At 58.4% G+C, this 24,280-nt stretch carries 24 protein-coding genes; 11 read left to right on the forward strand and 13 right to left on the reverse strand.

Translation table 11 applies throughout. The features are described 5' to 3' along the window. Positions 1–51 precede the first annotated feature (51 nt). Entirely contained in the window at positions 52–681 is a 630-nt protein-coding gene (gene rlmE, locus ACSBQS_RS16050) for a 23S rRNA (uridine(2552)-2'-O)-methyltransferase RlmE (protein WP_004933533.1), read from the reverse strand. A 143-nt stretch (positions 682–824) separates the two neighbouring features. On the opposite strand from rlmE, the gene yhbY reads away from it, so the two are divergent. Next, positions 825–1,118 carry a ribosome assembly RNA-binding protein YhbY gene (gene yhbY, locus ACSBQS_RS16055; RefSeq protein ID WP_004933536.1) on the forward strand — a complete coding sequence of 98 codons (294 nt, stop codon included), beginning with the start codon at positions 825–827 and terminating at the stop codon, positions 1,116–1,118. 112 nt (positions 1,119–1,230) lie between these two features. Here yhbY and greA read toward each other — a convergent pair whose 3' ends face one another. Next, the gene (gene greA, locus ACSBQS_RS16060) at positions 1,231–1,707 is read right to left on the reverse strand and encodes a transcription elongation factor GreA (protein ID WP_004933539.1); all 477 of its coding nucleotides are present in this window, start codon (positions 1,705–1,707) and stop codon (positions 1,231–1,233) included. A 256-nt stretch (positions 1,708–1,963) separates the two neighbouring features. On the opposite strand from greA, the gene dacB reads away from it, so the two are divergent. Genes dacB through pmrB form a run of 3 tightly spaced genes read left to right on the forward strand, consistent with a single transcriptional unit; the run spans position 1,964 to position 5,126 of the window. Continuing rightward, positions 1,964–3,397 carry a serine-type D-Ala-D-Ala carboxypeptidase gene (gene dacB / locus ACSBQS_RS16065; RefSeq protein WP_025159591.1) on the forward strand — a complete coding sequence of 478 codons (1,434 nt, stop codon included), beginning with the start codon at positions 1,964–1,966 and terminating at the stop codon, positions 3,395–3,397. 8 nt (positions 3,398–3,405) lie between these two features. After that, positions 3,406–4,068 carry a two-component system response regulator PmrA gene (pmrA, locus tag ACSBQS_RS16070; protein ID WP_033641655.1) on the forward strand — a complete coding sequence of 221 codons (663 nt, stop codon included), beginning with the start codon at positions 3,406–3,408 and terminating at the stop codon, positions 4,066–4,068. Further along, complete coding sequence (pmrB, locus tag ACSBQS_RS16075; protein ID WP_033641653.1) at positions 4,065–5,126, forward strand: two-component system sensor histidine kinase PmrB; 1,062 nt, start codon at positions 4,065–4,067, stop codon at positions 5,124–5,126. The genes pmrA and pmrB overlap by 4 nt, the downstream gene beginning before the upstream one ends. A 36-nt stretch (positions 5,127–5,162) precedes the next feature. Here the strand turns inward: pmrB and cgtA are convergent, their stop codons facing one another. The 4 genes from cgtA to rplU form a co-directional block, all read right to left on the reverse strand. Continuing rightward, complete coding sequence (cgtA, locus tag ACSBQS_RS16080; protein WP_033641651.1) at positions 5,163–6,335, reverse strand: Obg family GTPase CgtA; 1,173 nt, start codon at positions 6,333–6,335, stop codon at positions 5,163–5,165. Positions 6,336–6,351: 16 nt separating this feature from the next. Continuing rightward, positions 6,352–7,323 (reverse strand): DMT family transporter, encoded by a 972-nt coding sequence (locus tag ACSBQS_RS16085; RefSeq protein ID WP_033651479.1) that lies wholly within the window; start codon positions 7,321–7,323, stop codon positions 6,352–6,354. Positions 7,324–7,428: 105 nt separating this feature from the next. After that, on the reverse strand, positions 7,429–7,686 hold the full coding sequence (gene rpmA / locus ACSBQS_RS16090) for a 50S ribosomal protein L27 (protein WP_004933559.1): 258 nt from the start codon (positions 7,684–7,686) through the stop codon (positions 7,429–7,431). A 17-nt stretch (positions 7,687–7,703) separates the two neighbouring features. After that, positions 7,704–8,015 carry a 50S ribosomal protein L21 gene (gene rplU, locus ACSBQS_RS16095; RefSeq protein ID WP_004933561.1) on the reverse strand — a complete coding sequence of 104 codons (312 nt, stop codon included), beginning with the start codon at positions 8,013–8,015 and terminating at the stop codon, positions 7,704–7,706. A gap of 270 nt (positions 8,016–8,285) precedes the next feature. Here rplU and ispB point away from each other — a divergent pair, with 270 nt between their 5' ends. After that, the gene (ispB, locus tag ACSBQS_RS16100) at positions 8,286–9,257 is read left to right on the forward strand and encodes an octaprenyl diphosphate synthase (protein WP_033641648.1); all 972 of its coding nucleotides are present in this window, start codon (positions 8,286–8,288) and stop codon (positions 9,255–9,257) included. Between the two features lie 50 nt (positions 9,258–9,307). Here ispB and ACSBQS_RS16105 read toward each other — a convergent pair whose 3' ends face one another. Continuing rightward, complete coding sequence (locus ACSBQS_RS16105; RefSeq protein ID WP_033651481.1) at positions 9,308–9,664, reverse strand: DNA-binding protein; 357 nt, start codon at positions 9,662–9,664, stop codon at positions 9,308–9,310. Between the two features lie 180 nt (positions 9,665–9,844). On the opposite strand from ACSBQS_RS16105, the gene ACSBQS_RS16110 reads away from it, so the two are divergent. After that, positions 9,845–10,105 carry a helix-turn-helix domain-containing protein gene (locus ACSBQS_RS16110; RefSeq protein WP_004933567.1) on the forward strand — a complete coding sequence of 87 codons (261 nt, stop codon included), beginning with the start codon at positions 9,845–9,847 and terminating at the stop codon, positions 10,103–10,105. Positions 10,106–10,171: 66 nt separating this feature from the next. On the opposite strand, the gene mdh is transcribed toward ACSBQS_RS16110, so the two are convergent. After that, complete coding sequence (gene mdh / locus ACSBQS_RS16115) at positions 10,172–11,110, reverse strand: malate dehydrogenase (RefSeq protein WP_033636811.1); 939 nt, start codon at positions 11,108–11,110, stop codon at positions 10,172–10,174. A gap of 464 nt (positions 11,111–11,574) precedes the next feature. Between mdh and argR the strand changes: the two genes are divergently transcribed. The 3 genes from argR to yhcN (ACSBQS_RS16130) all read left to right on the forward strand — a co-directional run bounded on the left by argR (position 11,575) and on the right by yhcN (ACSBQS_RS16130) (position 13,096). After that, entirely contained in the window at positions 11,575–12,045 is a 471-nt protein-coding gene (gene argR / locus ACSBQS_RS16120) for a transcriptional regulator ArgR (protein ID WP_016929335.1), read from the forward strand. A 403-nt stretch (positions 12,046–12,448) separates the two neighbouring features. After that, the gene (yhcN, locus tag ACSBQS_RS16125) at positions 12,449–12,712 is read left to right on the forward strand and encodes a peroxide/acid stress response protein YhcN (RefSeq protein ID WP_004933574.1); all 264 of its coding nucleotides are present in this window, start codon (positions 12,449–12,451) and stop codon (positions 12,710–12,712) included. A 120-nt stretch (positions 12,713–12,832) separates the two neighbouring features. Then, complete coding sequence (gene yhcN, locus ACSBQS_RS16130; RefSeq protein ID WP_025305042.1) at positions 12,833–13,096, forward strand: peroxide/acid stress response protein YhcN; 264 nt, start codon at positions 12,833–12,835, stop codon at positions 13,094–13,096. Positions 13,097–13,293: 197 nt separating this feature from the next. On the opposite strand, the gene mpl is transcribed toward yhcN (ACSBQS_RS16130), so the two are convergent. Then, on the reverse strand, positions 13,294–14,673 hold the full coding sequence (gene mpl, locus ACSBQS_RS16135) for a UDP-N-acetylmuramate:L-alanyl-gamma-D-glutamyl-meso-diaminopimelate ligase (protein WP_033651482.1): 1,380 nt from the start codon (positions 14,671–14,673) through the stop codon (positions 13,294–13,296). A 169-nt stretch (positions 14,674–14,842) separates the two neighbouring features. On the opposite strand from mpl, the gene fbp reads away from it, so the two are divergent. After that, positions 14,843–15,847, forward strand: coding sequence for a class 1 fructose-bisphosphatase (gene fbp, locus ACSBQS_RS16140; RefSeq protein ID WP_004933587.1), 1,005 nt, complete (start codon positions 14,843–14,845; stop codon positions 15,845–15,847). A 45-nt stretch (positions 15,848–15,892) separates the two neighbouring features. Here fbp and ACSBQS_RS16145 read toward each other — a convergent pair whose 3' ends face one another. Then, on the reverse strand, positions 15,893–17,446 hold the full coding sequence (locus tag ACSBQS_RS16145) for a methyl-accepting chemotaxis protein (protein ID WP_033651483.1): 1,554 nt from the start codon (positions 17,444–17,446) through the stop codon (positions 15,893–15,895). A 260-nt stretch (positions 17,447–17,706) separates the two neighbouring features. On the opposite strand from ACSBQS_RS16145, the gene ppa reads away from it, so the two are divergent. After that, positions 17,707–18,237, forward strand: coding sequence for an inorganic diphosphatase (gene ppa / locus ACSBQS_RS16150; RefSeq protein ID WP_004933594.1), 531 nt, complete (start codon positions 17,707–17,709; stop codon positions 18,235–18,237). 53 nt (positions 18,238–18,290) lie between these two features. Here ppa and ACSBQS_RS16155 read toward each other — a convergent pair whose 3' ends face one another. Genes ACSBQS_RS16155 through tamA form a run of 3 tightly spaced genes read right to left on the reverse strand, consistent with a single transcriptional unit; the run spans position 18,291 to position 24,174 of the window. Continuing rightward, positions 18,291–18,638, reverse strand: coding sequence for a gamma-glutamylcyclotransferase family protein (locus tag ACSBQS_RS16155; RefSeq protein ID WP_025159589.1), 348 nt, complete (start codon positions 18,636–18,638; stop codon positions 18,291–18,293). Between the two features lie 2 nt (positions 18,639–18,640). Beyond that, positions 18,641–22,459 carry an autotransporter assembly complex protein TamB gene (tamB, locus tag ACSBQS_RS16160; RefSeq protein WP_434991158.1) on the reverse strand — a complete coding sequence of 1,273 codons (3,819 nt, stop codon included), beginning with the start codon at positions 22,457–22,459 and terminating at the stop codon, positions 18,641–18,643. Beyond that, positions 22,456–24,174, reverse strand: coding sequence for an autotransporter assembly complex protein TamA (gene tamA / locus ACSBQS_RS16165; protein ID WP_405052940.1), 1,719 nt, complete (start codon positions 24,172–24,174; stop codon positions 22,456–22,458). The genes tamB and tamA overlap by 4 nt, the downstream gene beginning before the upstream one ends. Between the last annotated feature and the right edge of the window lie 106 nt (positions 24,175–24,280).

A 24,280-nucleotide genomic window follows, 5' to 3' on the forward strand; every position in this document is an offset into this window, starting at 1 on the left:
TCAAGGGATTAACCTCATCTTACAACTGTGTTAACAAACAGCGTTAGGGTACTACAGTTTGCGCCCTGTCGCTACAATGTACACTTCGCGCGAACGGGCGCGGGAAGCGTCTGGCTTACGAATCTTAACCTTCGTAAACAGGGAGCGAATTTCCCGTAGGTACTCGTCAAAGCCATCTCCCTGGAACACCTTCACCAGGAAACTTCCGCCTGGTGCGAGGACATCACGACACATATCCAGCGCCAACTCCACCAGATACATCGACCTTGGAATATCGACCGCCGGGGTGCCACTCATATTCGGGGCCATATCGGACATGACCACCTGAACCTTACTCTCGCCTACTCGTTCCAACAGTGCCTTCAGCACCAGTTCATCACGAAAATCGCCCTGAAGGAAATCGACGCCAACGATAGGATCCATTGGCAAAATATCACAGGCGATGATGCGCCCGGTACCGCCGATTTGGGTGACCACATACTGCGACCAGCCGCCCGGTGCGGCGCCCAAGTCAACCACGGTCATGCCCGGTTTGAACAGTTTGTCGCTCTGCTGTATTTCATCAAGTTTAAACCAGGCACGGGAACGCAGTCCCTTTTTCTGCGCCTGCTGTACATATTTATCGCTAAAGTGTTCTTGTAACCAGCGACTGGAGCTAGCCGAACGCTTTTTATTAGCCATCTCGTTTTCCAACTATCATAAAAAGAGTCTTATGTCAGGGTCGCTGCTCACGTAGACTCACACCGGTGAAGACCGATTTGGTGATATACATGAGATGGCGGTAGAATGTACCGTTTTCAATCCCAACTTAAGCAAAAAAGACAATGAATCTGAATAATAAACAAAAACAGCACCTGAAAGGCCTGGCGCATCCGTTAAAACCGGTGGTGATGCTGGGCAATAACGGTCTTACCGAAGGGGTGCTGGCTGAAATTGAACAGGCTCTGGAGCATCATGAGCTGATCAAGGTAAAAATCGCCGCTGAAGATCGCGAAACCAAGACCCTGATCGCCGACGCTATCGTGCGTGAAACGGGCGCCTGCAATGTGCAAGTTATCGGCAGTACGCTTATTCTTTACCGCCCGTCGAAAGAGCGCAAGATCAGTCTACCGCGTTAATAACCATCAGGTTAACGAAAAGGTGCCATGCGCCTGACCAAGATAAAAGGCCGCTTGCGGCCTTTTTCCTATCTTTACAAAACGTTGGCGCATTAATGACCAACGGTCCCGATCAGAGATACTCGACCTTCAGGATCTCGTATTCCACGTCGCCGCCTGGGGTTTTGATCACCACCACATCGTCTTGCTCTTTGCCGATCAGGCCGCGCGCCATCGGCGAGTTTACCGAAATCAGATTTTTCTTGAAATCGGCCTCATCGTCGCCAACGATGCGGTAAGTCACTTCTTCTTCGCTGTCCAGATTCATCACCGATACGGTGGCGCCGAAGATCACCCGACCGGTGTTCGGCATCTTGGTGATGTCGATCACCTGAGCATTGGACAGCTTGGCTTCGATTTCCTGAATGCGGCCTTCACAGAAACCCTGCTGTTCGCGGGCGGCATGGTACTCGGCATTTTCTTTCAGGTCGCCGTGTTCACGCGCTTCAGCGATATCCGCAATGATTTTCGGGCGGCGCACGCTTTTCAGATATTCGAGCTCTTCGCGCAGTTTTTCAGCGCCAAACAAGGTCATCGGAATTTGGTTCATCGTATAAATACCTCTAAATCTTTCCTGTTCAAATAACCGTCATCCTGACGTATTCGTATGAAAACACGGTTGGCATACCGCCCCCCGCCTCCAGGCGACAAACAAAAGAAACCTGACTCGGAACGGAGCCCAAGCCAAGATCGGTTTTGCATTTTGATACGCATTTTAGCCTAGAGTTCCTTGAGGGTCATCGTTTACTTTTTCCCTGATTGCACCGTAGTATGACGGCACGTTATCCAGCTGTTATCCCGAGATTATGCGTTTTTCACGAATTGTCAGTGCATTGGCTTGCGCATTTGTTCTGAATGCGAATGCGGCCCCGGTTGAAGAGTACACACAATATCTGCCTGATGGGGCCAACCTTGCCCTGGTCGTTCAGAAGATCGGCGCCGGCTCGCCGACGATCGATTACCACTCTCAGCAAATGGCGCTGCCGGCCAGTACCCAAAAAGTGCTGACGGCGCTGGCGGCATTGCTGCAACTCGGGCCCGATTACCGTTTCACCACCACGCTGGAGAGCCAGGGCGATATCCGCGACGGCGTGCTGCGCGGCAACCTGATCGCTCGCTTCAGCGGCGATCCGACCTTCAAACGCCAGAGCCTGCGCAATATGGTGGCCGTCCTGAAAAAGCAAGGCGTGCGCCAAATCAGCGGCGATGTGCTGGTCGATACCTCGGTCTTCGCCAGCCATGACAAAGCGCCCGGTTGGCCGTGGAACGATCTGACGCAGTGCTTCAGCGCGCCGCCGGCCGCCGCCATCGTCGATCGCAACTGTTTCTCGGTCTCGCTGTACAGCGCGCCGAATCCGGGCGACATGGCGTTTATCCGCGTCGCCTCCTATTATCCGGTTAATATGTTTAGCCAGGTGCGCACCCTGGCGCGCGGCTCGGCAGACGCGCAGTACTGCGAGCTGGACGTGGTGCCGGGCGAGCTGAACCGCTTTACCCTGACCGGCTGCCTGACGCAGCGCAGCGAGCCGTTGCCGCTGGCCTTCGCCATCCAGGACGGCGCCAGCTATGCGGGCGCCATCTTGAAAGACGAGCTGACGCAGGCCGGCATCCAGATCGACGGGCATTTGAAACGCCAGACGCGTCCCGGCATTACCGGCACGGTGATCGCGCAAACCCAGTCGGCACCGCTGCACGATCTGTTGAAGATCATGCTGAAAAAGTCGGACAACATGATTGCCGATACCGTCTTCCGCACCATCGGCCATGAGCGCTTCGGCGTGCCGGGCACCTGGCGAGCGGGCTCCGATGCGGTGCGCCAGGTGCTGCGCCAAAAGGCCGGCATCGATCTGGGCAATACCATCATCGCCGACGGTTCCGGCCTGTCGCGCCACAACCTGCTGGCCCCGGCGACCATGATGCAGGCGCTGCAGTACATCGCGCAGCACGACAACGAGCTGAACTTTATCTCGATGCTGCCGCTGTCCGGCTATGACGGCACCCTGCGCTACCGCGGCGGCCTGCATGAAGCCGGCGTCGACGGCAAGGTGTCGGCCAAGACCGGCGCGCTGCAGGGCGTCTACAACCTGGCGGGCTTCATCACGACCGCCAGCGGCCAGCGCATGGCCTTCGTGCAGTATCTCTCCGGCTACGCCGTGCCGCCGGAAGATCAGAAACAGCGCCGCGCGCCGCTGGTGCGCTTCGAAAGCCGCCTGTATCGGGATATTTACCAAAACAACTGAGGGTCGTCATGAAGCTGCTGGTCGTTGAAGATGATGAACTGCTGCAACAGGGGCTGGCGTTGGCGCTGACCGGCGAGGGTTACGTCTGCGACTGCGCCGCCACGGCAGCGGAGGCCAACAGCCTGCTCATCACCAGCCAATACAGCATGGTGATCCTGGATCTCGGCCTGCCGGATATGGACGGCGCGGCGCTGCTGCGGCAGTGGCGCCGCCAGCAGATCGATCTGCCGGTGCTGATCCTGACCGCCCGCGACGCCCTGGAAGATCGCGTCGACGGGCTGGACGCCGGCGCCGACGACTACCTGGTCAAACCCTTCGCGCTGGTTGAGCTGCAGGCGCGCGTGCGCGCCCTCCTGCGGCGCTACCAGGGCCACAGCGACAATCTGATGCAGGTGGATGACCTGCAGCTGAACCTCTCCAGCCAGCAGGTCTACCTGCAGCAACAGCCGGTGGAAGTCACGCCAAAAGAGTTCGCCATTCTGTCGCGCCTGATCATGCGTGCCGGGCAGACGGTCAACCGTGAACTCCTGCAACAAGATCTCTACACCTGGCAAGACGATCTGGGCTCCAACACGCTGGAAGTGCACATCCACAACCTGCGTCGCAAACTGGGCAAGGATCGCATCCGCACCGTGCGCGGCATCGGCTACCGCCTGGAACCTTCCTCATGATCAGCATGCGCCGCCGCCTGCTGCTGATGTTGGCGCTGATCCTATTGGTCACGCAGCTCATCAGCGCCTTCTGGCTGTGGCACGAAAGCCAGGAACAGATCAGCTTCCTGGTGGACGAAACCCTGTCCGCCAAAGTGCGCAGCGAGCGCGTCGATACCGAGATCGCCGAAGCCATCGCCTCGCTGTTGGCGCCTTCGCTGATCATGATGATCGTGACCCTGCTGGCGTCTTTCTGGGCCATCAGCTGGATCACCCGCCCGCTCAACCAATTGCAGCAGCGGCTGGAAAAGCGCTCTGCCGATAACCTGACGCCGCTGCCGATCACCAGCGACAGCCAGGAAATGGTGGCGGTCACCAATGCGCTCAATCAGCTGTTCTCACGGCTGGACAACACCATTCAGCAGGAACGCCTGTTCACCGCCGACGCCGCCCACGAGCTGCGCACGCCGCTGGCCGGCATCCGCCTGCATCTGGAACTGATGGAAAAACAGGGCGTCAAGGGCAGCCAGGCGCTGATCGCCCGCATCGATCAACTGATGCACACCGTCGAGCAGTTGCTGATGCTGTCGCGCGCCGGGCAAGACTTTGCCAGCGGCCATTACCAGCATTTCGATTGGGTAGCCGATGTGATCCAGCCGCTGCGTGAAGAACTCGACGAAATGACCGCCCAACGCGGGCAAACGCTGGCCTGGCAATTGCCGGCCGCCGCCGCGGTGAACGGCGATCCGGTGCTGCTGCGGCTGCTGCTGCGCAACCTGGTCGAAAACGCCCACCGATACGGCCCGGAAGGCGGCGCGATACAGGTGCGGTTAACGCCGCAGGACCGCGGTTATCTGCTGCAGGTCATCGACGATGGCCCGGGGATCAAGGAAGAGATGGTCGGGGAGCTGACGCAGGCGTTTCGCCGCATGGATCAACGCTATGGCGGCAGCGGACTGGGCTTGAATATCGTGATCCGCATCGTGCAGCTGCACCAGGGGCGCTTGACGCTGGAAAACCGCCGCGATGCGCGCGGCCTGAATGCCCAGTGTTGGCTGCCGGAAAAGGCGCTCAAATAATAAGGGCCCAGCGTTGCTGAGCCCTTTATCATCGAATTACTTCTGGTAAATGATTTCGACACCTTCGTCGTCGTCTTCGTCCCAGTCGTCATCCCAGTCGTCATCCGCCTCCGATTCCATCTCCGCCAGCTGTTCGCGGTGATAGTCGTCCCACATGAATTCGACTTTTTCCGGCGCGCTTTCTTCGATCGCCATCGCTTTCGGCTGGGTGTTGATGAAGTTCATCACGTCCCAGCACAGCGCGTTGACGCCTTCGCGGTTGGCGGCGGAGATCATGTAGTACTTTCCTTCCCAGCCCATGCCTTCCACAATCGCCTTGGCGCGTTCGGCGGCTTCTTCCTCACCAATCACATCAATTTTGTTGAACACCAGCCAGCGTGGCTTCTGCGCCAGATTTTCGCTGTATTGGTTCAACTCGTTGATGATGACTTTGGCGTTTTCCACCGGATCGGATTCGTCGATCGGCGCAATGTCCACCAGGTGCAGCAGCACGCGGCAACGCTCCAGGTGTTTCAGGAAGCGAATGCCCAGGCCCGCGCCTTCGGAGGCGCCCTCGATCAGCCCCGGAATGTCGGCGACCACAAAGCTCTGCTCGTGGTCCATGCGCACCACGCCCAGGCTTGGCACCAGCGTGGTAAACGGATAATCGGCCACCTTCGGCTTGGCGGCGGACACCGCGCGGATGAAGGTCGATTTGCCGGCGTTCGGCAGCCCCAGCATGCCCACATCGGCCAGCAGCAACAGCTCCAGCAACAGATCGCGCGCTTCGCCGGCGGTGCCCAGCGTCTTCTGACGCGGCGCACGGTTGACCGACGATTTGAAACGGGTGTTGCCCAGACCGTGCCAGCCGCCTTTGGCGACCATCAGTTTCTGCTCGTGACGGGTCATGTCGCCGAGGATCTCGCCGGTGCCCTGATCCTTCACGCGCGTGCCGACCGGCACCTTGATGATGACGTCTTTACCGCGTTTACCGGTACAGTCGCGGCTCTGGCCATTCTGACCGCGCTCGGCGCGGAAAGACTTCTCAAAGCGGTAGTCGATCAGGGTATTGAGGTTCTCGTCCGCCAGCAGGTAGACGTCACCGCCGTCGCCGCCGTCGCCGCCGTCAGGCCCACCGTTAGGGATATATTTTTCGCGGCGGAAGCTGACGCATCCGTTGCCGCCATCGCCTGCAACGACCAGAATCGCTGCTTCATCTACAAACTTCATTTACCGTCTCCGTAAATCATTCACCGGGCTGCTTCAAAGGAGCAACCTGGGGGGGTTCTGCCCGTCGCGGCCACCACCGGTGACCAATTGCGGAAAACATAGCGCCCGCCACGACCACAAACGCGCCAACATAGCCGACGAGATTTAACGTCGGCGCGGCGAACGCCTGGGGCCAGGCCAGCGCCAATAAATCAGAAAACAGCAGGGTAAACAGCGGGGTCAGCGTCACCAACGCACTCACCTGCGCCGCCTGCCAGCGCGCCATCGCTTCCGCCAGCGCGCCATAGCCGATCAACGTGTTGGCGCCGCAAAACAGCAGGCACGCCAATTGCCAGCCGCTAAGCTGGAAAATCACCTCGGGTTTGGCCAGAGGGAACAACGCTATCGCACATAAAGTGTACAACATAACCAGGATCTGCGGCGAAGCCAGCCGTCGCAGCAATACCTTCTGCGCCACGCCGTAGCTCACCCAGACCATCGCCGCACACACGCCCAGCATGACGCCCAGCGTGTAGTCCGTCAGCCGGGTAAAGATCTCTATCAGACTGACGTTGAAAAACAACATCAGTCCACAAATCAGCATCAAGGCGCCAATGACCTGGGTGATGCGCATGCGCTCTTTTAAAATCAGCACGCTGGCGAACATCATGCCCACCGGCGACAGCTGGCCAATCACCTGCGACGCCGTCGGGCTCAGGTATTGCAGCGAGGAACTGAAGAACACAAAGTTGCCCAACAGCCCCGCCGTGGCGATCGCCAACAGCAGCAGCCAACGCGGTTGACGGAACATCTTCAGCGGCGGCAGCTTGCCGCGCACCGCGAGGATCACGCCCAAACCGATGGCGGCCATGGTAAAGCGATACCAAACGACGGTAAACGGCTCCATCACCGCCAACACTTCTTTCATCGCGATCGGCAACGCGCCCCAGCAAACCGCCGTGGTTAACGCCAGGGAAATACCCACGCCGACCTGCTGCTTCGTATCCATATTACCTTCGCCAACGCTGACGGGGCTGCCCGCAGGCAACCCATAAATGTAAAAAGCCCCGCAACGAATTGCGGGGCTTACATCTATTTCGTAAGGCTCGAAAAATTATTCAGCTTCGATGCTGATGAATTTACGATTGCTCGGGCCTTTAACTTCGAATTTGACTTTACCGTCTTTCAAAGCAAACAGAGTGTGGTCTTTGCCGCAACCCACGTTGGTACCAGCGTGGAATTTGGTGCCGCGCTGACGAACGATGATGCTGCCTGCCAGTACTGCTTCGCCGCCAAAGCGTTTTACGCCCAGACGTTTAGCTTCTGAATCGCGACCGTTACGAGTCGAGCCGCCAGCCTTTTTGTGTGCCATTAATCCGCTCTCCTAACTTAAGCGCTGATGCCGGTGATTTTAACGTCAGTGAACCACTGACGGTGGCCCTGCTGCTTACGGTGGTGTTTACGACGACGAAACTTAACAATTTTAATTTTCTCGCCACGACCGTGAGCAACGACTTCAGCTTTGATCTTGCCGCCATCGACGAAAGGAACGCCGATTTTGATATCTTCGCCATTAGCGATCATCAGAATCTGGTCAAACTCAACCGCTTCACCAGTTGCGATGTCCAGCTTTTCCAAGCGAACGGTCTGACCTTCGCTTACTCGGTGTTGTTTACCACCACTTTGGAAAACCGCGTACATATAAAACTCCGCTTTCCGCGTGCCCGACTGTGTTAGTTCAGAGCGCGCTATAAATATTCACAATAGGGCGCGAATTCTACGCAAAAAAGCGGCGCATGACAAGAGCAGAATAAGACCAGATGTACAAAAAAGAAGAAAAAAAACACAGTTTCTTTCGTGGCGTTTATCTGAACCGTTTTTCAAGTACAATCATAGGGACAGTTACCGCCATGTACCGATGTGAGCAGCGATCTCAACGCGGTGAAGAGAAACACAGCTGAAAAAAACACAATGAACCTAGAGCAAATTACCGAGTTAACCGCGCAAGATATGGCGGCCGTGAACGCAACAATTCTCGAACAGCTGAATTCCGATGTCACGCTCATCAATCAGCTTGGCTATTACATTATCAGCGGTGGCGGTAAACGCATCCGGCCGATGATCGCCGTCCTGGCGGCGCGAGCGTTGGGCTATGAAGGCAACAAGCACGTCACCGTCGCCGCCCTGATCGAATTCATCCATACCGCCACGCTGCTGCATGACGACGTCGTCGACGAATCGGACATGCGCCGCGGCAAAGCCACCGCCAACGCCGCGTTCGGCAACGCCGCCAGCGTGCTGGTCGGCGACTTTATCTATACCCGCGCCTTCCAGATGATGACCAGCCTGGAATCGCTGCGCGTGCTGGCGCTGATGTCGGAGGCGGTCAACGTCATCGCCGAAGGCGAAGTGCTGCAGTTGATGAATGTGCACGATCCTGACATCAGCGAAGAAAGCTATATGCGGGTGATCTACAGCAAAACCGCCCGTCTGTTTGAGGCGGCGGCGCAATCGTCGGCGATCCTGTCCGGCGCCAACGCCGAGCAAGAGAAGGCGCTGCAAGATTATGGCCGCTACCTCGGCACCGCTTTCCAGCTGATCGACGATCTGCTCGACTACAGCGCCGACGGCAGCACCCTGGGCAAAAACACCGGTGACGATCTGAATGAAGGGAAACCGACCCTGCCGCTGCTGCACGCGATGCACAACGGCGACGACGCACAGCGTGAGATGATCCGCGGCGCGATTGAGCAAGGCAACGGTCGTCATCTGCTGGAGCCGGTATTGCAGGCGATGCAACAATGCGGTTCGCTGGAATACACTCGCCAACGCGCCGAGGAAGAAGCCGACAAGGCGATCGCCGCGCTGCAGGTCTTGCCGGCCTCGGAGCACCGCACGGCGCTGGAAGGCCTGGCGCATCTGGCAGTGCAACGCGACTTTTAAGAAACAAAAATTTCTTAACGTTCTTATCAGGCCCGCTGATGCGGGCCTGTCTAGGTATTGTTCTCTTCGTCAATGCGTGCCAGCAGGCCGCCTATCCCTTCCCGCATCAGGAAAGCCACCATTTTCTCGCGCTCGCTCTCCGTCAAATGGTAGTAATACTCGATCCATACCGCTAACGGATCCTGGCGTTCTACGTCATACGCCGCCCCATCTTCTTTCAGCATCAGCAGGTTGCGCGCGCCAGGCGGCAGGCTGTCGATATGATACTCCAACGCTTTTCCCTGCACGCCTTTACGCCTGCGGCTTATCCAGCCTTCGCGCCGGGCCATCAGATTGATTCCCTGTGGTGAGGAAGGTAATCCTGCGATGCCTGTCAGTTCCTTGGCGGCAAACCACTCGTTTTTCATAGCCATCATCTCTGGGCAATAGTGGGCAAAGTCATTTTTGGAAATTACTTGGGTATTTTTTAGGAAATTTAATGGTATTCTTGTTTCCGAATAAGCGTTTCACGTTGTTCAAACGCCTAACCCTGATCCGTTAGTTATACCACTAACGCAACTTTGGCTAATCAGAAAAGGAATGTAAACATGAATTCAAGGAACCCAGATTGGCATCCGGCAGATATCATCGCGGCGTTACGCAAACAGGGCACCACGCTGGCGGCGGTGTCGCGCAAGGCCGGATTAAGCTCATCAACGCTGGCCAACGCGCTGTCGCGTCCCTGGCCGAAGGGGGAATGGCTGATCGCCGAAGCAATCGGCATCCACCCATCGGAGATCTGGCCAAGCCGCTATTATGATCCGCACAGCGATTGCCTGCTGGATCGAAAAGCCCGCATCAAATCGTGAACGCGGGGCAAAAAAAACCGCCGGAACAGCGTCCGGCGGCGTTTATCGGCTGACTATCGGCGACGATCAGTTATTGATGAACTTCTCGCCCAGTTCGATATCTTTGTGCAGCACGTCCAGCATCTCATTCAGCGCTTTCTGTTCGAAGGCGCTTAGCGTGCCGATATCCTTGCGTTCTTCAACGCCGTTTTTACCCAGCACCAGCGGCTGTGCGAAGAAGCGAGCGTATTTGCCGTCGCCTTCAACGTAAGCGCATTCCACAACGCCTTTCTCGCCCTGCAGTGCGCGCACCAGAGACAGACCGAAACGCGCGGCCGCCTGGCCCATGGACAGCGTAGCAGACCCGCCACCGGCTTTGGCTTCCACCACTTCGGTGCCGGCGTTCTGAATGCGTTTGGTCAGATCCGCTACTTCCTGATCGGTGAAGCTCACGCCAGGGATCTGCGACAGCAGAGGCAGGATAGTCACGCCAGAGTGGCCGCCGATGACCGGCACATTCAGCTCTTCCGGCTGCTTGCCTTTCAGCTCGGCCACGAAGGTGTTGGAACGGATGATATCCAGCGAAGTCACGCCGAACAGTTTGTTCTTGTCGTAAACGCCGGCTTTTTTCAACACTTCCGCCGCGATGGCGACCGTGGTGTTAACCGGGTTGGTGATGATGCCGATGCAGGCTTTCGGGCAGGTTTTCGCCACTTGCTCAATCAGGTTACGCACGATGCCGGCGTTAACGTTGAACAGGTCAGAGCGATCCATGCCTGGCTTACGGGCCACGCCGGCGGAAATCAGCACCACGTCCGCACCCTGCAGAGCCGGGGTCGCGTCTTCGCCGCTGAAGCCTTTGATTTTAACTGCGGTTGGGATGTGGCTTAAGTCGACGGCAACGCCTGGGGTAACGGGGGCAATGTCGTAGAGAGAGAGTTCAGAACCTGAAGGAAGCTGGGTTTTGAGTAGAAGGGCGAGGGCCTGGCCGATACCGCCAGCAGCACCGAGAACTGCAACTTTCATCCTATACTCCTTTATTGTCTTAAATATATAAAGCGCCGTGAATGTGTTGGTGACGGACCTTAAATTATTACACCTTTAAAAACAATAAATTAGCTAATTGTTGCCTGCAGGTGCAATAAAATGACCGCTGTCGCGCCCATTTTAGATTAAATCGCTTACGCATGAAGGGCATAGCGCACACTAATCAAAAATAGTGCGAGGTTATTCACGAGCAAGTTAACCGGCCGTTACATTACACCCTTACGCAACATCAGAACAACATCATTTTAATAACATTTTATTTACCAGCGCAGGCCGATTTTCCGACGTCAAAAGGGCATATTCATCACGGCCGGATTTTGTTAAAATGCCGCCCTTTCCTCGCCGCCCGGTCATGTTTATTTTCTTTGGGTCGGCCTTTGTTGCATAAAAATTCATCTATATGCATAATCATGACTTCCATTATCAACATTCCACGGTGCAAAATGCGTAATCCCGCAAAACAGGAAGATCTGATCAAGACGTTCAAAGCGTTATTGAAAGAAGAAAAATTCAGTTCTCAAGGCGAGATCGTTTTGGCGCTGCAAGAAGAAGGCTTCGAAAACATTAACCAATCCAAAGTATCGCGCATGCTGACCAAGTTCGGTGCGGTACGTACGCGCAATGCCAAAATGGAAATGGTGTATTGCCTTCCTGCCGAACTCGGCGTGCCGACCACCACCAGCCCGCTGAAGAACCTGGTGCTGGACGTCGACCATAACGACGCCGTCGTGGTGATCCACACCAGTCCGGGCGCCGCACAGCTGATCGCCCGCCTGCTTGACTCCTTGGGCAAATCCCAGGGCATCCTCGGCACTATCGCCGGCGACGACACGATTTTCGTCACGCCGTCCAGCGGCTTTACCGCTCAGAAGCTGCATGAAGCGATCCTGGGCGTGTTCGAGCAAGAGCTGTGAAACCTGGCGCTAACAAAGTGCGGCTACCGCCCGCATTTTGTTAGCGCTTCTTTAACCCTCGCGTTACCTTTCCGGCCTTCAACCGCGTTTAACACTGCTTTTTTATCCCGCAACAACACATTTCCATGACATATCCATGTAACCAGCAGTACCCACTGTGATCTTCCGCACTTTTGGTCAAAAGCACTTACCTTATTGAAATTACATAAATTTAACATCGAAAGATCGTTTTATGAGCGTTTTTTATTCCTTGTAGTTATAAAAAATAAGGTTCATCGGTTTAAAGTTTCACTAGCAACTGTTAGCGAACTATTAATTTTTGGCGTTACTAGCTGTATACTCATTTTCGTGAACTGAATCACAGTTAGTTGGAACTGATAAAAGAATAAGATGAGGTGAGATGATGAAAATTAAAGCTACCGTTGCAACCCTGAGCGTTCTGTCCATGCTTTCCTTTGGCGCATTCGCAGCACAATCTGTTGACGCAACCCAGGCCGCAAAACTGCAGCCCGCCGGTGTGATCACCGTGAGCGGCGTCGCCGCTGCGCCTTCCGACATTCGTCAGGCGCTGTCCGATAAAGCCGACGCCAAAGGGGCGACCGCTTACCGCGTGATCGAAGCGCGCAACGACGGCAACTTCCACGCGACCGCTGAAATCTACAAATAAGTACCGGCATTACCCGGCAACGGGCAATACATCTCTGGAATCAAACGCTGTCATAACGGCCTTCAAGAATAAAAATCGCTGCCAAGCCCTTCCAGGCTGTTATGACCAAGGATCGCTATCATGAACATGAAAACTACTCTCGCTGCACTCGGTTTGCTGTCTGTCATCTCCTTTGGCGCGTCTGCCGCCCAGTTGGTGACTAACGATCAGACCGCCAATCTGCAATCTATCGGCACCATTACCGTCAGCGGTATCGACGGCGCACCGACCGACATTCGCCAGGCGCTGTCGGAGAAAGCCGATGCTAAAGGCGCGACCGCCTACCGCGTGATCGAAGCGCGTAACGAAGGCAACTACCACGCCACCGCCGAGATTTACAAATAACAACTCTGGGAACGGCTTTGCAGAGCTGATTACCCTCGTCACTGCCACTGCCGAGTTCTGACGCAAACGCCGATTTCCCAGAGACCCTCTCGTCGTCCTATCCGACGAACCCCGTTGCCCTCGCTCGCGAGGGCTTTTTTATGGGCGTAAAAAAGGCCGCGAATGCGGCCCTTAGGTTGGCTTATGCGGCTGAACAATCAGTAGGTCACCTTCGGTTCCTGCTTTTTCGCCAACGCGTCCAACAGGCGATCGTGAATGCCGCCGAAACCGCCGTTGCTCATCACCAGAATGTGGTCGCCCGGCTGTGCGGTTTTCACCACCATCTCCACCAGCGTGTCGAGATCCGCGCTCCAGTGCGCCGGCTGCACGCAGGCATCCGCCACTTCCGCAACCTGCCACGGAATGTGATGCGGCTGGAACAGGAACACTTCATCGGCACGGCCGAGCGAAGGCGCCAGATCGTTTTTGCTGATGCCCATTTTCATGGTGTTGGATCGCGGCTCCAGCACCGCCAGAATGCGCGCCGTGCCGCCTACCTTGCCGCGCAGCGCGGCCAGAGTGGCCAGGATCGCCGTCGGGTGGTGCGCGAAATCGTCGTAGACCGTGACGCCGTTGGCTTCGCCACGCAGCTCCAGGCGGCGACGGGCGTTGATGAAGTCGCCCAAGGCGCGGCAGGCGTCCGCCGGCTGCACGCCAACGTGACGGGTCGCCGCGATGGCCATCAGGCCGTTATGCATGTTGTGCTCGCCCACCAGCGCCCAGTTCACTTCGCCAACCTGCTCGCCGTCGAGGAACACCGCGTAATGACTGGCGTCCGGCGTCAGCTTCTGCGCGCGCCAGGTGCCCTCTTCGCCCACCAGCTCCTGTTCGCTCCAGCAGCCCATCGCCATCACCTGCTTCAGGTGGCTGTCGTTGTCCGGCAGGATGATCTTGCCTTTGCCCGGCACCAGGCGCACCAGGTGGTGGAATTGTTTCTGAATGGCTTTCAGATCGTCGAAGATATCGGCGTGGTCGAACTCCAGGTTGTTCATGATCAGCGTGCGCGGGCTGTAGTGCACGAACTTGGAGCGCTTGTCGAAGAACGCGCAGTCATACTCGTCGGCCTCGATCACGAAGAACGGGCTGCCGCCGAGGCGAGCCGAGACGTCGAAGTTGCCCGGCACGCCGCCGATGACGAAGCCCGGCTGGTAGCCGCAGGCTTCGAGGATCCAGGTCGCCATGCCGGCGGTGGTGGTTTTGCCGTGGGTGCCGGCGACCGCCAGTACCCAGCGATCGCGCAACACGGCGTCGTGCAGCCACTGCGGGCCGGAAACGTAAGGGATACCACGCTCCAGCACCGCCTCCACGCACGGGTTGCCGCGCGTCATGGCGTTGCCGATGATCACCAGATCCGGCGCCGGATCCAGCTGGGCCGGATCATAACCCTGAATAAGATCGATCCCCTGGTTCTCCAGCAGCGTGCTCATCGGCGGATAGACGTTGGCGTCCGAACCGGTGACGTCATGCCCCAGTGAGCGCGCCAGCATCGCCAGCCCGCCCATAAAGGTGCCACAGATCCCAAGAATGTGAATGCGCATAGGTTTCTCATGTGAGTGCATCGAATGTCGGCATATTCTAACGCTCAGAATCGTCCAGAAGAAATGGATTTGCCTATGAATGGCGCGCATCTTTGGGCTACACTGCTCGCGAAAACGTTGGCGGTTTGTTAACAGGCCGCTATCCATCCGTAGATTCAGGGATTGTGTCATGAAAACGTTAGGCGAATTTATCGTCGAGAAACAGCACGACTTCTCGCACGCCACCGGCGAGCTGACCGCGTTACTTTCTGCCATTAAACTGGGCGCCAAAATCATTCACCGCGACATCAACAAGGCCGGCCTGGTTGATATTCTGGGGACCAGCGGGGTGTCCAACGTACAGGGCGAAGTTCAGATGAAACTGGACCTGTACGCGAACGAAAAACTGAAAGCGGCGTTGAAAGCGCGTGGTGAAGTTGCGGGTATCGCTTCCGAAGAAGAAGATGAAATCGTGATATTCGACGGCGAGCGAGCTGAAAATGCCAAGTATGTCGTATTGATGGATCCGTTGGACGGTTCGTCCAACATTGATGTCAACGTCTCGGTCGGTACGATTTTCTCTATCTATCGTCGCATCACGCCGGTCGGCACGCCGGTGACCGAAGAAGACTTCCTGCAGCCGGGCAGCGCCCAGGTCGCAGCGGGTTACGTGGTTTACGGTTCGTCCACCATGCTGGTGTACACCACCGGTTACGGCGTCCACGCCTTCACGTACGATCCGTCTCTGGGCGTGTTCTGTCTCTCTCACGAGAAAGTGCGTTTCCCGGCGAGCGGCAACATGTATTCCATCAACGAAGGCAACTACATCAAGTTCCCTCTCGGCGTGAAGAAATACATCAAGTACTGCCAGGAGCAGGATGAAGCGACGCAGCGCCCTTACACCTCGCGCTACATCGGTTCTCTGGTGGCGGACTTCCACCGCAACCTGCTGAAAGGCGGCATCTACATCTACCCAAGCACCGCCAGCCACCCGCAAGGCAAGCTGCGCCTGCTGTACGAATGCAACCCGATGGCGTTCCTGGCCGAACAGGCCGGCGGCAAGGCCAGCGACGGCAAAAACCGCATTCTGGACATCACGCCGGTGAAACTGCACCAGCGCGCGCCATTCTTCGTCGGCACCAAGTCGATGGTGGAAGACGCAGAACGCTTCATCGCCGAAAACCCGGACGAGTAACGCGTTCTTTGCCAGGGTTCGGCGCCTTGCCGAACCCTTATTGCCTTACAGCTTGAACGCCGCCATGCTCTGCGCCAGCAGCTGAGCCTGATCTTCCAGCGAGCGCGTCGCCGCCGCAGACTCCTCCACCAGCGCCGCATTCTGTTGCGCCACCTGATCCATCTGCGCCACCGCCAGGTTCACCTGTTCGATACCGCTGCTTTGTTCGCGCGTCGCCGCCGAGATCTCACGCATCAACGCCGTCACCCGGCCCACTTCACCGGTGATGCCGCTCATGGTCTGCGCCGCCGACTCCACCATCTGTTCGCCTTCCTGCACCCGGTTTTGCGACGCTTCGATCAGCCCTTTGATCTCTTTCGCCGACTGGGCGCTGCGCTGCGCCAGGTTGCGCACTTCACCGGCCACCACCGCGAAACCGCGGCCCTGTTCGCCGGCGCGCGCGGCTTCCACCGCCGCGTTCAGCGCCAGGATGTTGGTCTGGAAGGCGATGCCGTCCATCACGCTGATGATATCGGCGATGCGGCGCGAACTGTCGGTGATCGCCTGCATCTTGCTCATCACCTGGCTGACCACCTCACTGCCCTGGTTGGCGATATCGGACACGCTCAGCGCCAGCTGGTTGGCCTGTTCACAGTTCTCGGCGTTCATTTTCACCGTCGAGGTCAGCTGTTCCATGCTGGCGGCGGTCTCTTCCAGCGACGCGGCCGATTCTTCGGTGCGCTGCGCCAGATGCAGGTTGCCGGCCGCCAGTTCGCGCGAACCGGTGTCGATCTGGCTGCTGGCGTCGCGCACTTTGCTGACCGAACTGGCCAGCGCCTGCTGCATGCGCTGCATCGCCCGCACCAGGCGCCCCATCTCGGTATCGCCCTCGCCGCGGATCTCGTGGGTCAGATCGCCGCCGGCGATGTGTTCCAGCTGCGCGATGGACTCATCCAGCGGACGCAAAATGATCACGCGCAGCGCGAACCAGGCCAGCAACGCCAACAGCACGCTGAGCAGGCCCGCCACCACGATCAGCGAGATCTTGGTGCTGGCGTTGCTTTCCGCCTCATACACCTGCTTCTCGCCGAGCTTCATGGCGAAGCTGCGGAAATCGGTGAGATCCTTTTCAAACGCGATGCTCAAGGCGGAAATGCGCGTCTCCTGGATATGGTAATACTCATCGATCTTGCCGGCCTTGATGGCGGCGGCCATCGGCTTCACGCCCTGCTCCAGATAGGCGCGATAGCTGTTTTGCAGGCGGCTGGAGAGTTCGCGGCCGCGCTCGGTCACGGTGCCGACGCCGACAAAGCGCGCCATTTCCTTGTTCGACTGCTCGAGGTAGCCGTAGATGCGGCCCACGGTGGCGTCGGAGACATCAGTCTGGCCGATCTCCCGTTGGCGCACCGCCAGCGAGGCGGCGGTTCGGGCGCGCAGCGTCAGGTTGGAGCTGTTGGCCAGCGAGCCCAGCTCTTCGCCGAGGATCTGGTTTAAGGTATGGATCGAGCGCGATCCTTCGTTAATCGCGTTGACGCCAATAACGCTGACCATGATCAGCAGCATGGTCATCAGGCTCAGCAGGGCGATCAGCCCAGCCTTCACCGTAATCTTTTTTAGCATGAGTTCTTCCCGGCTTCAGAATAGTGAGATCAGACGTAGTAGGGGTGGCAAAACGCGGAGCCAGCTTTGCTGGCTCATTATTGTTTGTTGAAGTTATCGGCAGGCGGAGGCAAAACTTCATGCCGCGGCGGGATTAATCTGGAAATTATCCCTGCGTCGGCGCGCGGGGTTTTCGACGATGAAAAGGGCAGGAAATCGCAAAAGAGTCCGCTATAATAGCCGCCACTCCATTTCTGGTTTGATGATTAAAGGAAACCGACATGAGCTTGAATCTGGTCCCTGCTGGCAAAGACCTGCCGGAAGACATCTACGTAGTAATCGAAATCCCGGCCAACGCCGATCCAATCAAATACGAAATCGACAAAGAAACCGGCGCACTGTTCGTTGACCGTTTCATGTCCACCGCGATGTTCTACCCGTGCAACTACGGCTACATCAACCACACCCTGTCTCTGGACGGTGACCCGGTTGACGTGCTGGTTCCAACCCCATACCCGCTGCAGCCGGGCTCCGTGATCCGCTGCCGTCCGGTTGGCGTGCTGAAAATGACCGACGAAGCCGGTGAAGACGCCAAGCTGGTTGCGGTGCCGCACAGCAAGCTGACCAAAGAGTACGATCACGTGAAAGACGTGAACGACCTGCCGGAACTGCTGAAAGCCCAGATCGCTCACTTCTTCGAGCACTACAAAGATCTGGAAAAAGGCAAATGGGTGAAAGTGGAAGGCTGGGCAGACGCTGCCGCGGCTAAAGCGGAAATCATCGCCTCCTTCGAACGCGCTGCCAAGAAGTAATTCCAGCCGCCGTCCGATGAAAAAACACCGCTCATTGAGCGGTGTTTTTTTTCTTACTGTTCTTCGAGACGCTTCAGCCAGTCACCGCTGGTAATTCGCGGGTAACCGTCCACGCTGTGTTTGTACAGGTAGATCCACGCACTCCCATAAGGCGTCTGAATCAGCTCGCGCTTATAGTCCTTGGTGTTGCTTTTCAGTTCGTCCAGCTCTGCCAGAATCGATGAGTTAATACGATACACCTCGCAATGTATCGTGCCCTCTCCAGGGATCGCCGCCGGGTAATGGCCCAGATTGTAAATCTGATAGCCTTCGAGCTCGTGCTCGCCGAGCCATTGGGCGTTGGTCATCCAATGGCTGTTTCCCTGTTTGCGTCGTAAACTGCCGTAGACAATTATTCGCATCGCTAAAACTCAAACTGATAGAGCAAATCTAATGCCTGGTCGAGACCAGACACCGCTTCAAGATACAACTTAGGCATCAGGCGATAACGCAACGTCAGCGTGGCCAGCGAGTCGAAAATGCCCACCCCATATTTTACTTGTAAGCCTGGGAGGACATAGCCGCTCACGACAACCTGGGAATTGTCGCCAACCCCTTGAGTGTCCAGAGCCAAATTACTCACGCCGAATGCCTCGCCGATTTTACCCACAAGTTGACCACTTTGTGCAACCCCCATGCCGATTAACATCGACGTCATGGCGTTGCCGTCGGCGCCTGAGCTGTTCAAGCCCTGGCCGCGCAGCAGATAAGACAGGGCTTCCTGTTGCGATTTGGCCGGATCGGAGAACACTTCCAGCTTCGGCGCATCCGCCAGGCCGGTCACGCGCACGCCGGCGGTCACGTCGTCCTCGGTGGATTCCGGGTTGCGGATCGCTTCGATATTGAGCAGCGGCTGATCCGGCGGGCCGGAGAACATCAGCTGCCCTTTACGCACGATCAAATCCTGACCATAAGCATGGAAGCGACCGGAAGGGATGTCAATCTGGCCGTTGAGGCCCAGCCCTTTCTTGTCCTGCACCACTTTCAAATCACCCTTCAGGCGGGCTTTGAGGCCGAAGGCGTCCAGCCGCACGTCATTGCCGACGTGGATCATCAGGTTGCTGTTGATCGGAATCGAGGCGGTCTTCGGTTGAATCGGCTTCAGCTGGTCGTCCAGCATCACTTCGTCGGAAGAGACGCCCACCGCGCTTTCCGGCAGCTCCTGCACCGTGATGCGCGCCCAAGGGATGTCGACCTTGCCGTTGAGCGAGAACAGCTGCGGCGTGGCTTCGAACACCAGATCCGGCGACACGTCGATGCGGATCATCGGCGGCACCGTCACCCGCAGCTTGTCGCCCTTGGCGGCAATGCGCGCACGCCAGGCGTTGATGTCACGCCAGTCGGCATCGCCCGCCAGATTCAGCTGGCCGCGCGTGGTGCTGAGCAGCCCTTCCAGCGTCGAGGTCATGCCATTGAAATTCACCGCCAGCCGCGCGTCGGTCATATCGAACGGCATCCAGTGGCCCTGCACCTTCGCCCGATCCAACGCCAGACGCCCGAACACCAGCGGCTTCTGCGCGCTGCCGCCCAGACGCAGGTTGGCGTTCAGCATGCCCGCCGCGCTTTCGCCCTTCATCAGCGCCGGGTTGATCAGCGCCAGCGAGATGTTGGTGATATTGACGTTGCCGCTGATGGTGCGCCGCACCTGCGGATCCGCCACCTGGATATTGCCGTCGAACTGGCCGTTGTTGGTCAGTTTGATCCGCCAGTCGGCCTGCGCGCGGCCGTTGTTCAGACCGGCGTTGAGGGTCAGCGTATCGAAGGCGATCGGCAGCGCGTTGCCCTGCACCTGCTGCACCACCTTGACGCCGTTGCCGGCCAACGTGACCTTCGCCTCCGGCAGCGCGCCGCCCGGTTTCCAGCTGACGTCGGCCCGGCCGGTGAACACGCCGCTCAGGGCGGTCTCCGGGCCGAGGAACGGCTTGATCATCGCCAGATCGAACCGGTTGAGCACCACGCTGGCCTGGCCGCTCTGGCCGGCTTCGATGGTCTTCGGCACGCACAGCTCGGCATTCGGGTTCTGCCAACAGTGCGGCCCGATGCTGATTTTCTGCGCGGTGTTCAGGTAGTCCAGCGCGATGGCGCGCGTCAGGCGCCACTCCCCCACCGGCGTATCGAAGCGGGTATTGTTCAGATTGCCGCGCCAGCGCTGCTGCTGACGATCGAAGCTGCCCTGCAGCGCCAGCTGGCCGGAGACCGGCTTACCGTCGATCTTCAACTGCAGCTGATGCTGCTTCTCGCTGCCTTTGGCGTCCAGGGTCAGCAGGCTGACTTCCAGCGCGTCCTGCTTCAGCTGCTCGACGCGAACCGCCAACTGCCCCTGGATCTGATCCGTGGAGCGCACGTCACCGTCGATCTTCACCCGGTTGATGCGCAGCGCCTGCCACTGCAAACCGGAGGCGGTCAAATCCGCCAGCAGCTGAGGTGCCTGCAGATTGCCGCGCAGCTTCAGCAGCCCTTTGGCGGTGCCGCCCAGGCCCGGCAGCGCGCCGTCCAGACGCGGCGCGTCGATGTTGGCGTCCAGGTTCCAGCTCTTCTCGTCCAGCTGTCCTTTGACGTTCAGCTGGTTGCGCCCCAACGTCAGATCGATGCCGGGGATTTTCCACTGCCCGGCGGCGTTGCCGCTCAGCGTGCCGCGCGCCGTGACCTTGTTCTGCTTCACGTTGCCGTCCAGCTGCAGCACCGGCACCTGCAGCTGCCAGCTGCCGCCGTGCAGGCTGCCGCGCGTGGTGATCTTGCCGTCGAGTTTCGCCGGCCATTCCGGCCACTGCTTGGCGGTATTGATGCCGCTCAGCGTCAATTGCGAGTTCCAGCTGATGGCCTTGCTCCAGTCCACCAGCGCGGTGAGATCGGTATTGCCCTGCAGCGCCGCCAGCCGCAGGCGCTCCAGCTTGAACTGCTCGACGTTGCCTTTGCCGTCCAGCGTCAGCACCGCCGGCGGCAGATCCTGACCTTTCAGATTGGCGCGCGTCGACAACGCATAGTCGGTCGCCTTGCCGTTAAAGCGCAGGCGGAAATCGTTAATCTGGTACTGCGCCTCGCCGCTCAGCGGCCATTTCAGCTGTTTGCTCTGCAGCGTCAGCGCCAGCGGCAGGCCGGCTTCGGCCAGCCGGGTTTGCACATCGAGCTGGGCGCCGACCGGGCCGGACAGGTTCAGCGCGACCTTCAGCTCATCACGCAACCCGCCGCCGATGTTCAGCTTCACCTTCTCGCCCTTCAACGGGTCGATGTTCAACGCGCTGTTGGCGGTCAGGGCCACCGGCCAATCGCCGGTCAGGGTCGCCTGCCCCTGCACCGACAGCGTACCCTGCGGCGACTTCACGTCGAAGTTGTCCAGCTGGATATGCTGATCCTGCGTGCTGGCCTGCAGCAACAGACTCGTGATCAGCACGTCGGTATCGCCGGTCAAGCGCAGCTGTTCGCCGCTGATCTCTTTCACGGTGATATCCAGCGGCAGGCGGATGTCCGGCAGATCCGGCAACAGCGGTTTAGCGAACAGTTCCTTCAGCGTTTCGCCAAGCGGCTTCTCTTCCGGCTGCGGCGCCGGTTTCGCCGCGTCGGTAACCTGCTCACCGACCTTTTTCGCCACCTCGACCGCCGGTTGCACCGCTTCCGGCAACGGATTTTGCGGCGTTTTCGGCAAGGCGATCAGCAACGAGCCGATCTTGGTCGGCATCAGCGTCAGCGCACGCTCTTGCCACTGTGCGCCGGTGCGGAACTCGGCCAGAGAAATGGCGGTGTCGTCGACGGTGACCTTGACGTTGTTCAGCGCCAACAGGCGCAGGGTGATCGGATAAGGCGTACTGAGATTGGTGGTCGGCTCGCTGCTCTCCTCCACCGGCGCGGAGGGCGCCATCTCTTTGGTGTTCACCGCCACGTCCACGTCCTGAGCAGTCAAGGCGTTGACGCACAGCGAGCTGCGTTTAAAGCAGGAGAGATCGAGGGACAGATGGAATTGCCCGGCGTTGACCGTCACGCCCGGCATCTGATACTTCACGCCCTTCAGCGTCAGATCGCGCCAGCCGCCGCTGACGCCGGCGATCTCCAGCCCCGGCACCCAGCGCGCCGCGCCGTTGATGACGATATGCAAACCGGTGGTGGTCCCCACCAGAAAGGCCAGTCCGCCGATCAGCAGCAGCAGAACGACCAGAAATCCGAGACAAATCTTTTTAACCAGGCTCATAGTTCAGGCCCCAAACCGATGTAGAACTGCATCCCGTGAGTGTCCTTGTCTCCCACGGGCGCGGCGATATCCAGCTTCACCGGCCCCACCGGCGACTGCCAGCGTACGCCTACGCCGGCGCCGGTCTTGAAGTTGCTCTGCTTGATATCGTTCACCGCTTCACCGGAATCGACGAACATCGCCCCCCACCATTTGCCGGTCACGTTGTATTGATACTCCAGCGAGCCGGTCAGCATCTTGGAGGCGCCGGTCAGCTTGCCGTCGTCGCCGCGCGGAGAAATGTCTTTGTACTTGTAGCCGCGAATGCTGCGGTCACCGCCGGCGAAGAAGCGCAAATCCGGCGGCACCTTGTCGAAGTCGTTGGTTTCTATCCATCCCACCTGCCCGCGCGCCACGAAACGATGCTTGTCGGCAAGCGTGCGGATCCAGACGTTCTGCGCCTGCATCAGCGCGAAGTCCACGCCCGAGCCCCAGGTGGTGTCGGATACGTCGATGGAGTAGCGCTGGCTGTCGCCCCAGGTCGGCATCAGGCCGCCGCGCGAGCGGGTGCGGTTGAAGCTGACGCCGGGGTACAGCAGCATGGTGGTGTTGCTGACGTTGCCCTGGGTAAAGTTATCCCAGCGCCAGGTCAGGTTGATCGCCCGCTGCCAGCCGCTGGAGAGATCCCAGTTGCGCGAAGCCACCACTTTGGAGGTCACGGATTTGGTGTCGTTAAGATCGACGTTCTTGAGCCCGCCCTGCAGCAGGTAATACTGCTCCAGCGGATTCTTCAGCAGCGGGATCTTATAGGTCAGATCCAGCTGCTGCTCCGGCGCCGACAGGCTGGCGCTGGTTTCCAGGCTGTGGCCGCGATCGTTGAGCCAGGGCTTTTTCCAGGTGCCTTTCACCCGCGGGCCGACGTCGGTGGAGTAACCGATACCGGTTTCGATGGTATTGCGCGTACGCGGCGTTACCAGCGCGTCCAACGGCAAAATCTTGTTCTCTTTGGCATCGTTGAAATCAGGGGACACCACCACCGAGTTGAACCAGTTGGTGGCGGACAAACGGCGGTTCAGCTCGGCCAAATCCTCCGAACTGTAGTAATCCCCCTGATGAAAGGGCACCAGATTTTGCAGATAGTCTTCGCGGATTTGCGAACCGGTGAATTTCACCTTGCCGAAGCGGTAACGTTCGCCGCTGTTGAAATCGATATCCCAAAACGCCTTGTGCAGATCTTCTGCCACGCCGAGCTGGCTTTTGGTCATGTCGGCGTCGAAGTAGCCTTTGCGCAGCGCCAGGCCGGTCAGCGAGCCTTTGAAACTGTCATACTTGCCGTGGTTGAGGATCTCGCCGATGGTCGGCCGATCCTTCTTTACCAGCGCCAGGTAGTCCTCATCGGTCTTCGCGCCACCTTCCAGCACGATGTTGGCGCCGGCGATGCGCACCGGTTCGCCCGGATTGACCTTGGCATGCAGCACCGGACGCGACATCCCCGGCCGATCGTCCAGCGTAAACTCGATGGTCGGCTGGTAATAACCGAGCGCGCGCAGCCCCTGGCGCACCGCCTCATCCACCCGTGCGCGGAAGCGACCGTCGGTGCCGACCTCTTCAGGCGTGATCGACGACAGCCGCACCCGGACGTTTTTTTCCAACTCTCCGCTTAACCCCTCCACCTGCAGCCGCACGTTGGCCGCATAGGCTGCAGGTGCCGCAAGCAACACAGATATCAAGCACATGACCGGGTACTTTGGCACGTGTTCTCCTTATTGATTTTACTTTCCTGTTATGGTGTTCGCTCCGGGGCCAGGGCAGACTCCGCGCTATCATGACGGCAGCCCTCTT

This window comes from Serratia sp. H402Y (assembly GCF_051172415.1).
GTDB classification, from domain to species: domain Bacteria; phylum Pseudomonadota; class Gammaproteobacteria; order Enterobacterales; family Enterobacteriaceae; genus Serratia; species Serratia ureilytica.

What these genes read in the sequence shown, in the direction of transcription:
- rlmE (WP_004933533.1), bottom strand. Translation starts at nt 681, where the DNA reads ATGGCTAATAAAAAGCGTTCGGCTAGCTCCAGTCGCTGGTTACAAGAA.
- yhbY (WP_004933536.1), top strand. Translation starts at nt 825, where the DNA reads ATGAATCTGAATAATAAACAAAAACAGCACCTGAAAGGCCTGGCGCAT.
- greA (WP_004933539.1), bottom strand. Translation starts at nt 1,707, where the DNA reads ATGAACCAAATTCCGATGACCTTGTTTGGCGCTGAAAAACTGCGCGAA.
- dacB (WP_025159591.1), top strand. Translation starts at nt 1,964, where the DNA reads ATGCGTTTTTCACGAATTGTCAGTGCATTGGCTTGCGCATTTGTTCTG.
- pmrA (WP_033641655.1), top strand. Translation starts at nt 3,406, where the DNA reads ATGAAGCTGCTGGTCGTTGAAGATGATGAACTGCTGCAACAGGGGCTG.
- pmrB (WP_033641653.1), top strand. Translation starts at nt 4,065, where the DNA reads ATGATCAGCATGCGCCGCCGCCTGCTGCTGATGTTGGCGCTGATCCTA.
- cgtA (WP_033641651.1), bottom strand. Translation starts at nt 6,335, where the DNA reads ATGAAGTTTGTAGATGAAGCAGCGATTCTGGTCGTTGCAGGCGATGGC.
- ACSBQS_RS16085 (WP_033651479.1), bottom strand. Translation starts at nt 7,323, where the DNA reads ATGGATACGAAGCAGCAGGTCGGCGTGGGTATTTCCCTGGCGTTAACC.
- rpmA (WP_004933559.1), bottom strand. Translation starts at nt 7,686, where the DNA reads ATGGCACACAAAAAGGCTGGCGGCTCGACTCGTAACGGTCGCGATTCA.
- rplU (WP_004933561.1), bottom strand. Translation starts at nt 8,015, where the DNA reads ATGTACGCGGTTTTCCAAAGTGGTGGTAAACAACACCGAGTAAGCGAA.
- ispB (WP_033641648.1), top strand. Translation starts at nt 8,286, where the DNA reads ATGAACCTAGAGCAAATTACCGAGTTAACCGCGCAAGATATGGCGGCC.
- ACSBQS_RS16105 (WP_033651481.1), bottom strand. Translation starts at nt 9,664, where the DNA reads ATGAAAAACGAGTGGTTTGCCGCCAAGGAACTGACAGGCATCGCAGGA.
- ACSBQS_RS16110 (WP_004933567.1), top strand. Translation starts at nt 9,845, where the DNA reads ATGAATTCAAGGAACCCAGATTGGCATCCGGCAGATATCATCGCGGCG.
- mdh (WP_033636811.1), bottom strand. Translation starts at nt 11,110, where the DNA reads ATGAAAGTTGCAGTTCTCGGTGCTGCTGGCGGTATCGGCCAGGCCCTC.
- argR (WP_016929335.1), top strand. Translation starts at nt 11,575, where the DNA reads ATGCGTAATCCCGCAAAACAGGAAGATCTGATCAAGACGTTCAAAGCG.
- yhcN (WP_004933574.1), top strand. Translation starts at nt 12,449, where the DNA reads ATGAAAATTAAAGCTACCGTTGCAACCCTGAGCGTTCTGTCCATGCTT.
- yhcN (WP_025305042.1), top strand. Translation starts at nt 12,833, where the DNA reads ATGAACATGAAAACTACTCTCGCTGCACTCGGTTTGCTGTCTGTCATC.
- mpl (WP_033651482.1), bottom strand. Translation starts at nt 14,673, where the DNA reads ATGCGCATTCACATTCTTGGGATCTGTGGCACCTTTATGGGCGGGCTG.
- fbp (WP_004933587.1), top strand. Translation starts at nt 14,843, where the DNA reads ATGAAAACGTTAGGCGAATTTATCGTCGAGAAACAGCACGACTTCTCG.
- ACSBQS_RS16145 (WP_033651483.1), bottom strand. Translation starts at nt 17,446, where the DNA reads ATGCTAAAAAAGATTACGGTGAAGGCTGGGCTGATCGCCCTGCTGAGC.
- ppa (WP_004933594.1), top strand. Translation starts at nt 17,707, where the DNA reads ATGAGCTTGAATCTGGTCCCTGCTGGCAAAGACCTGCCGGAAGACATC.
- ACSBQS_RS16155 (WP_025159589.1), bottom strand. Translation starts at nt 18,638, where the DNA reads ATGCGAATAATTGTCTACGGCAGTTTACGACGCAAACAGGGAAACAGC.
- tamB (WP_434991158.1), bottom strand. Translation starts at nt 22,459, where the DNA reads ATGAGCCTGGTTAAAAAGATTTGTCTCGGATTTCTGGTCGTTCTGCTG.
- tamA (WP_405052940.1), bottom strand. Translation starts at nt 24,174, where the DNA reads ATGTGCTTGATATCTGTGTTGCTTGCGGCACCTGCAGCCTATGCGGCC.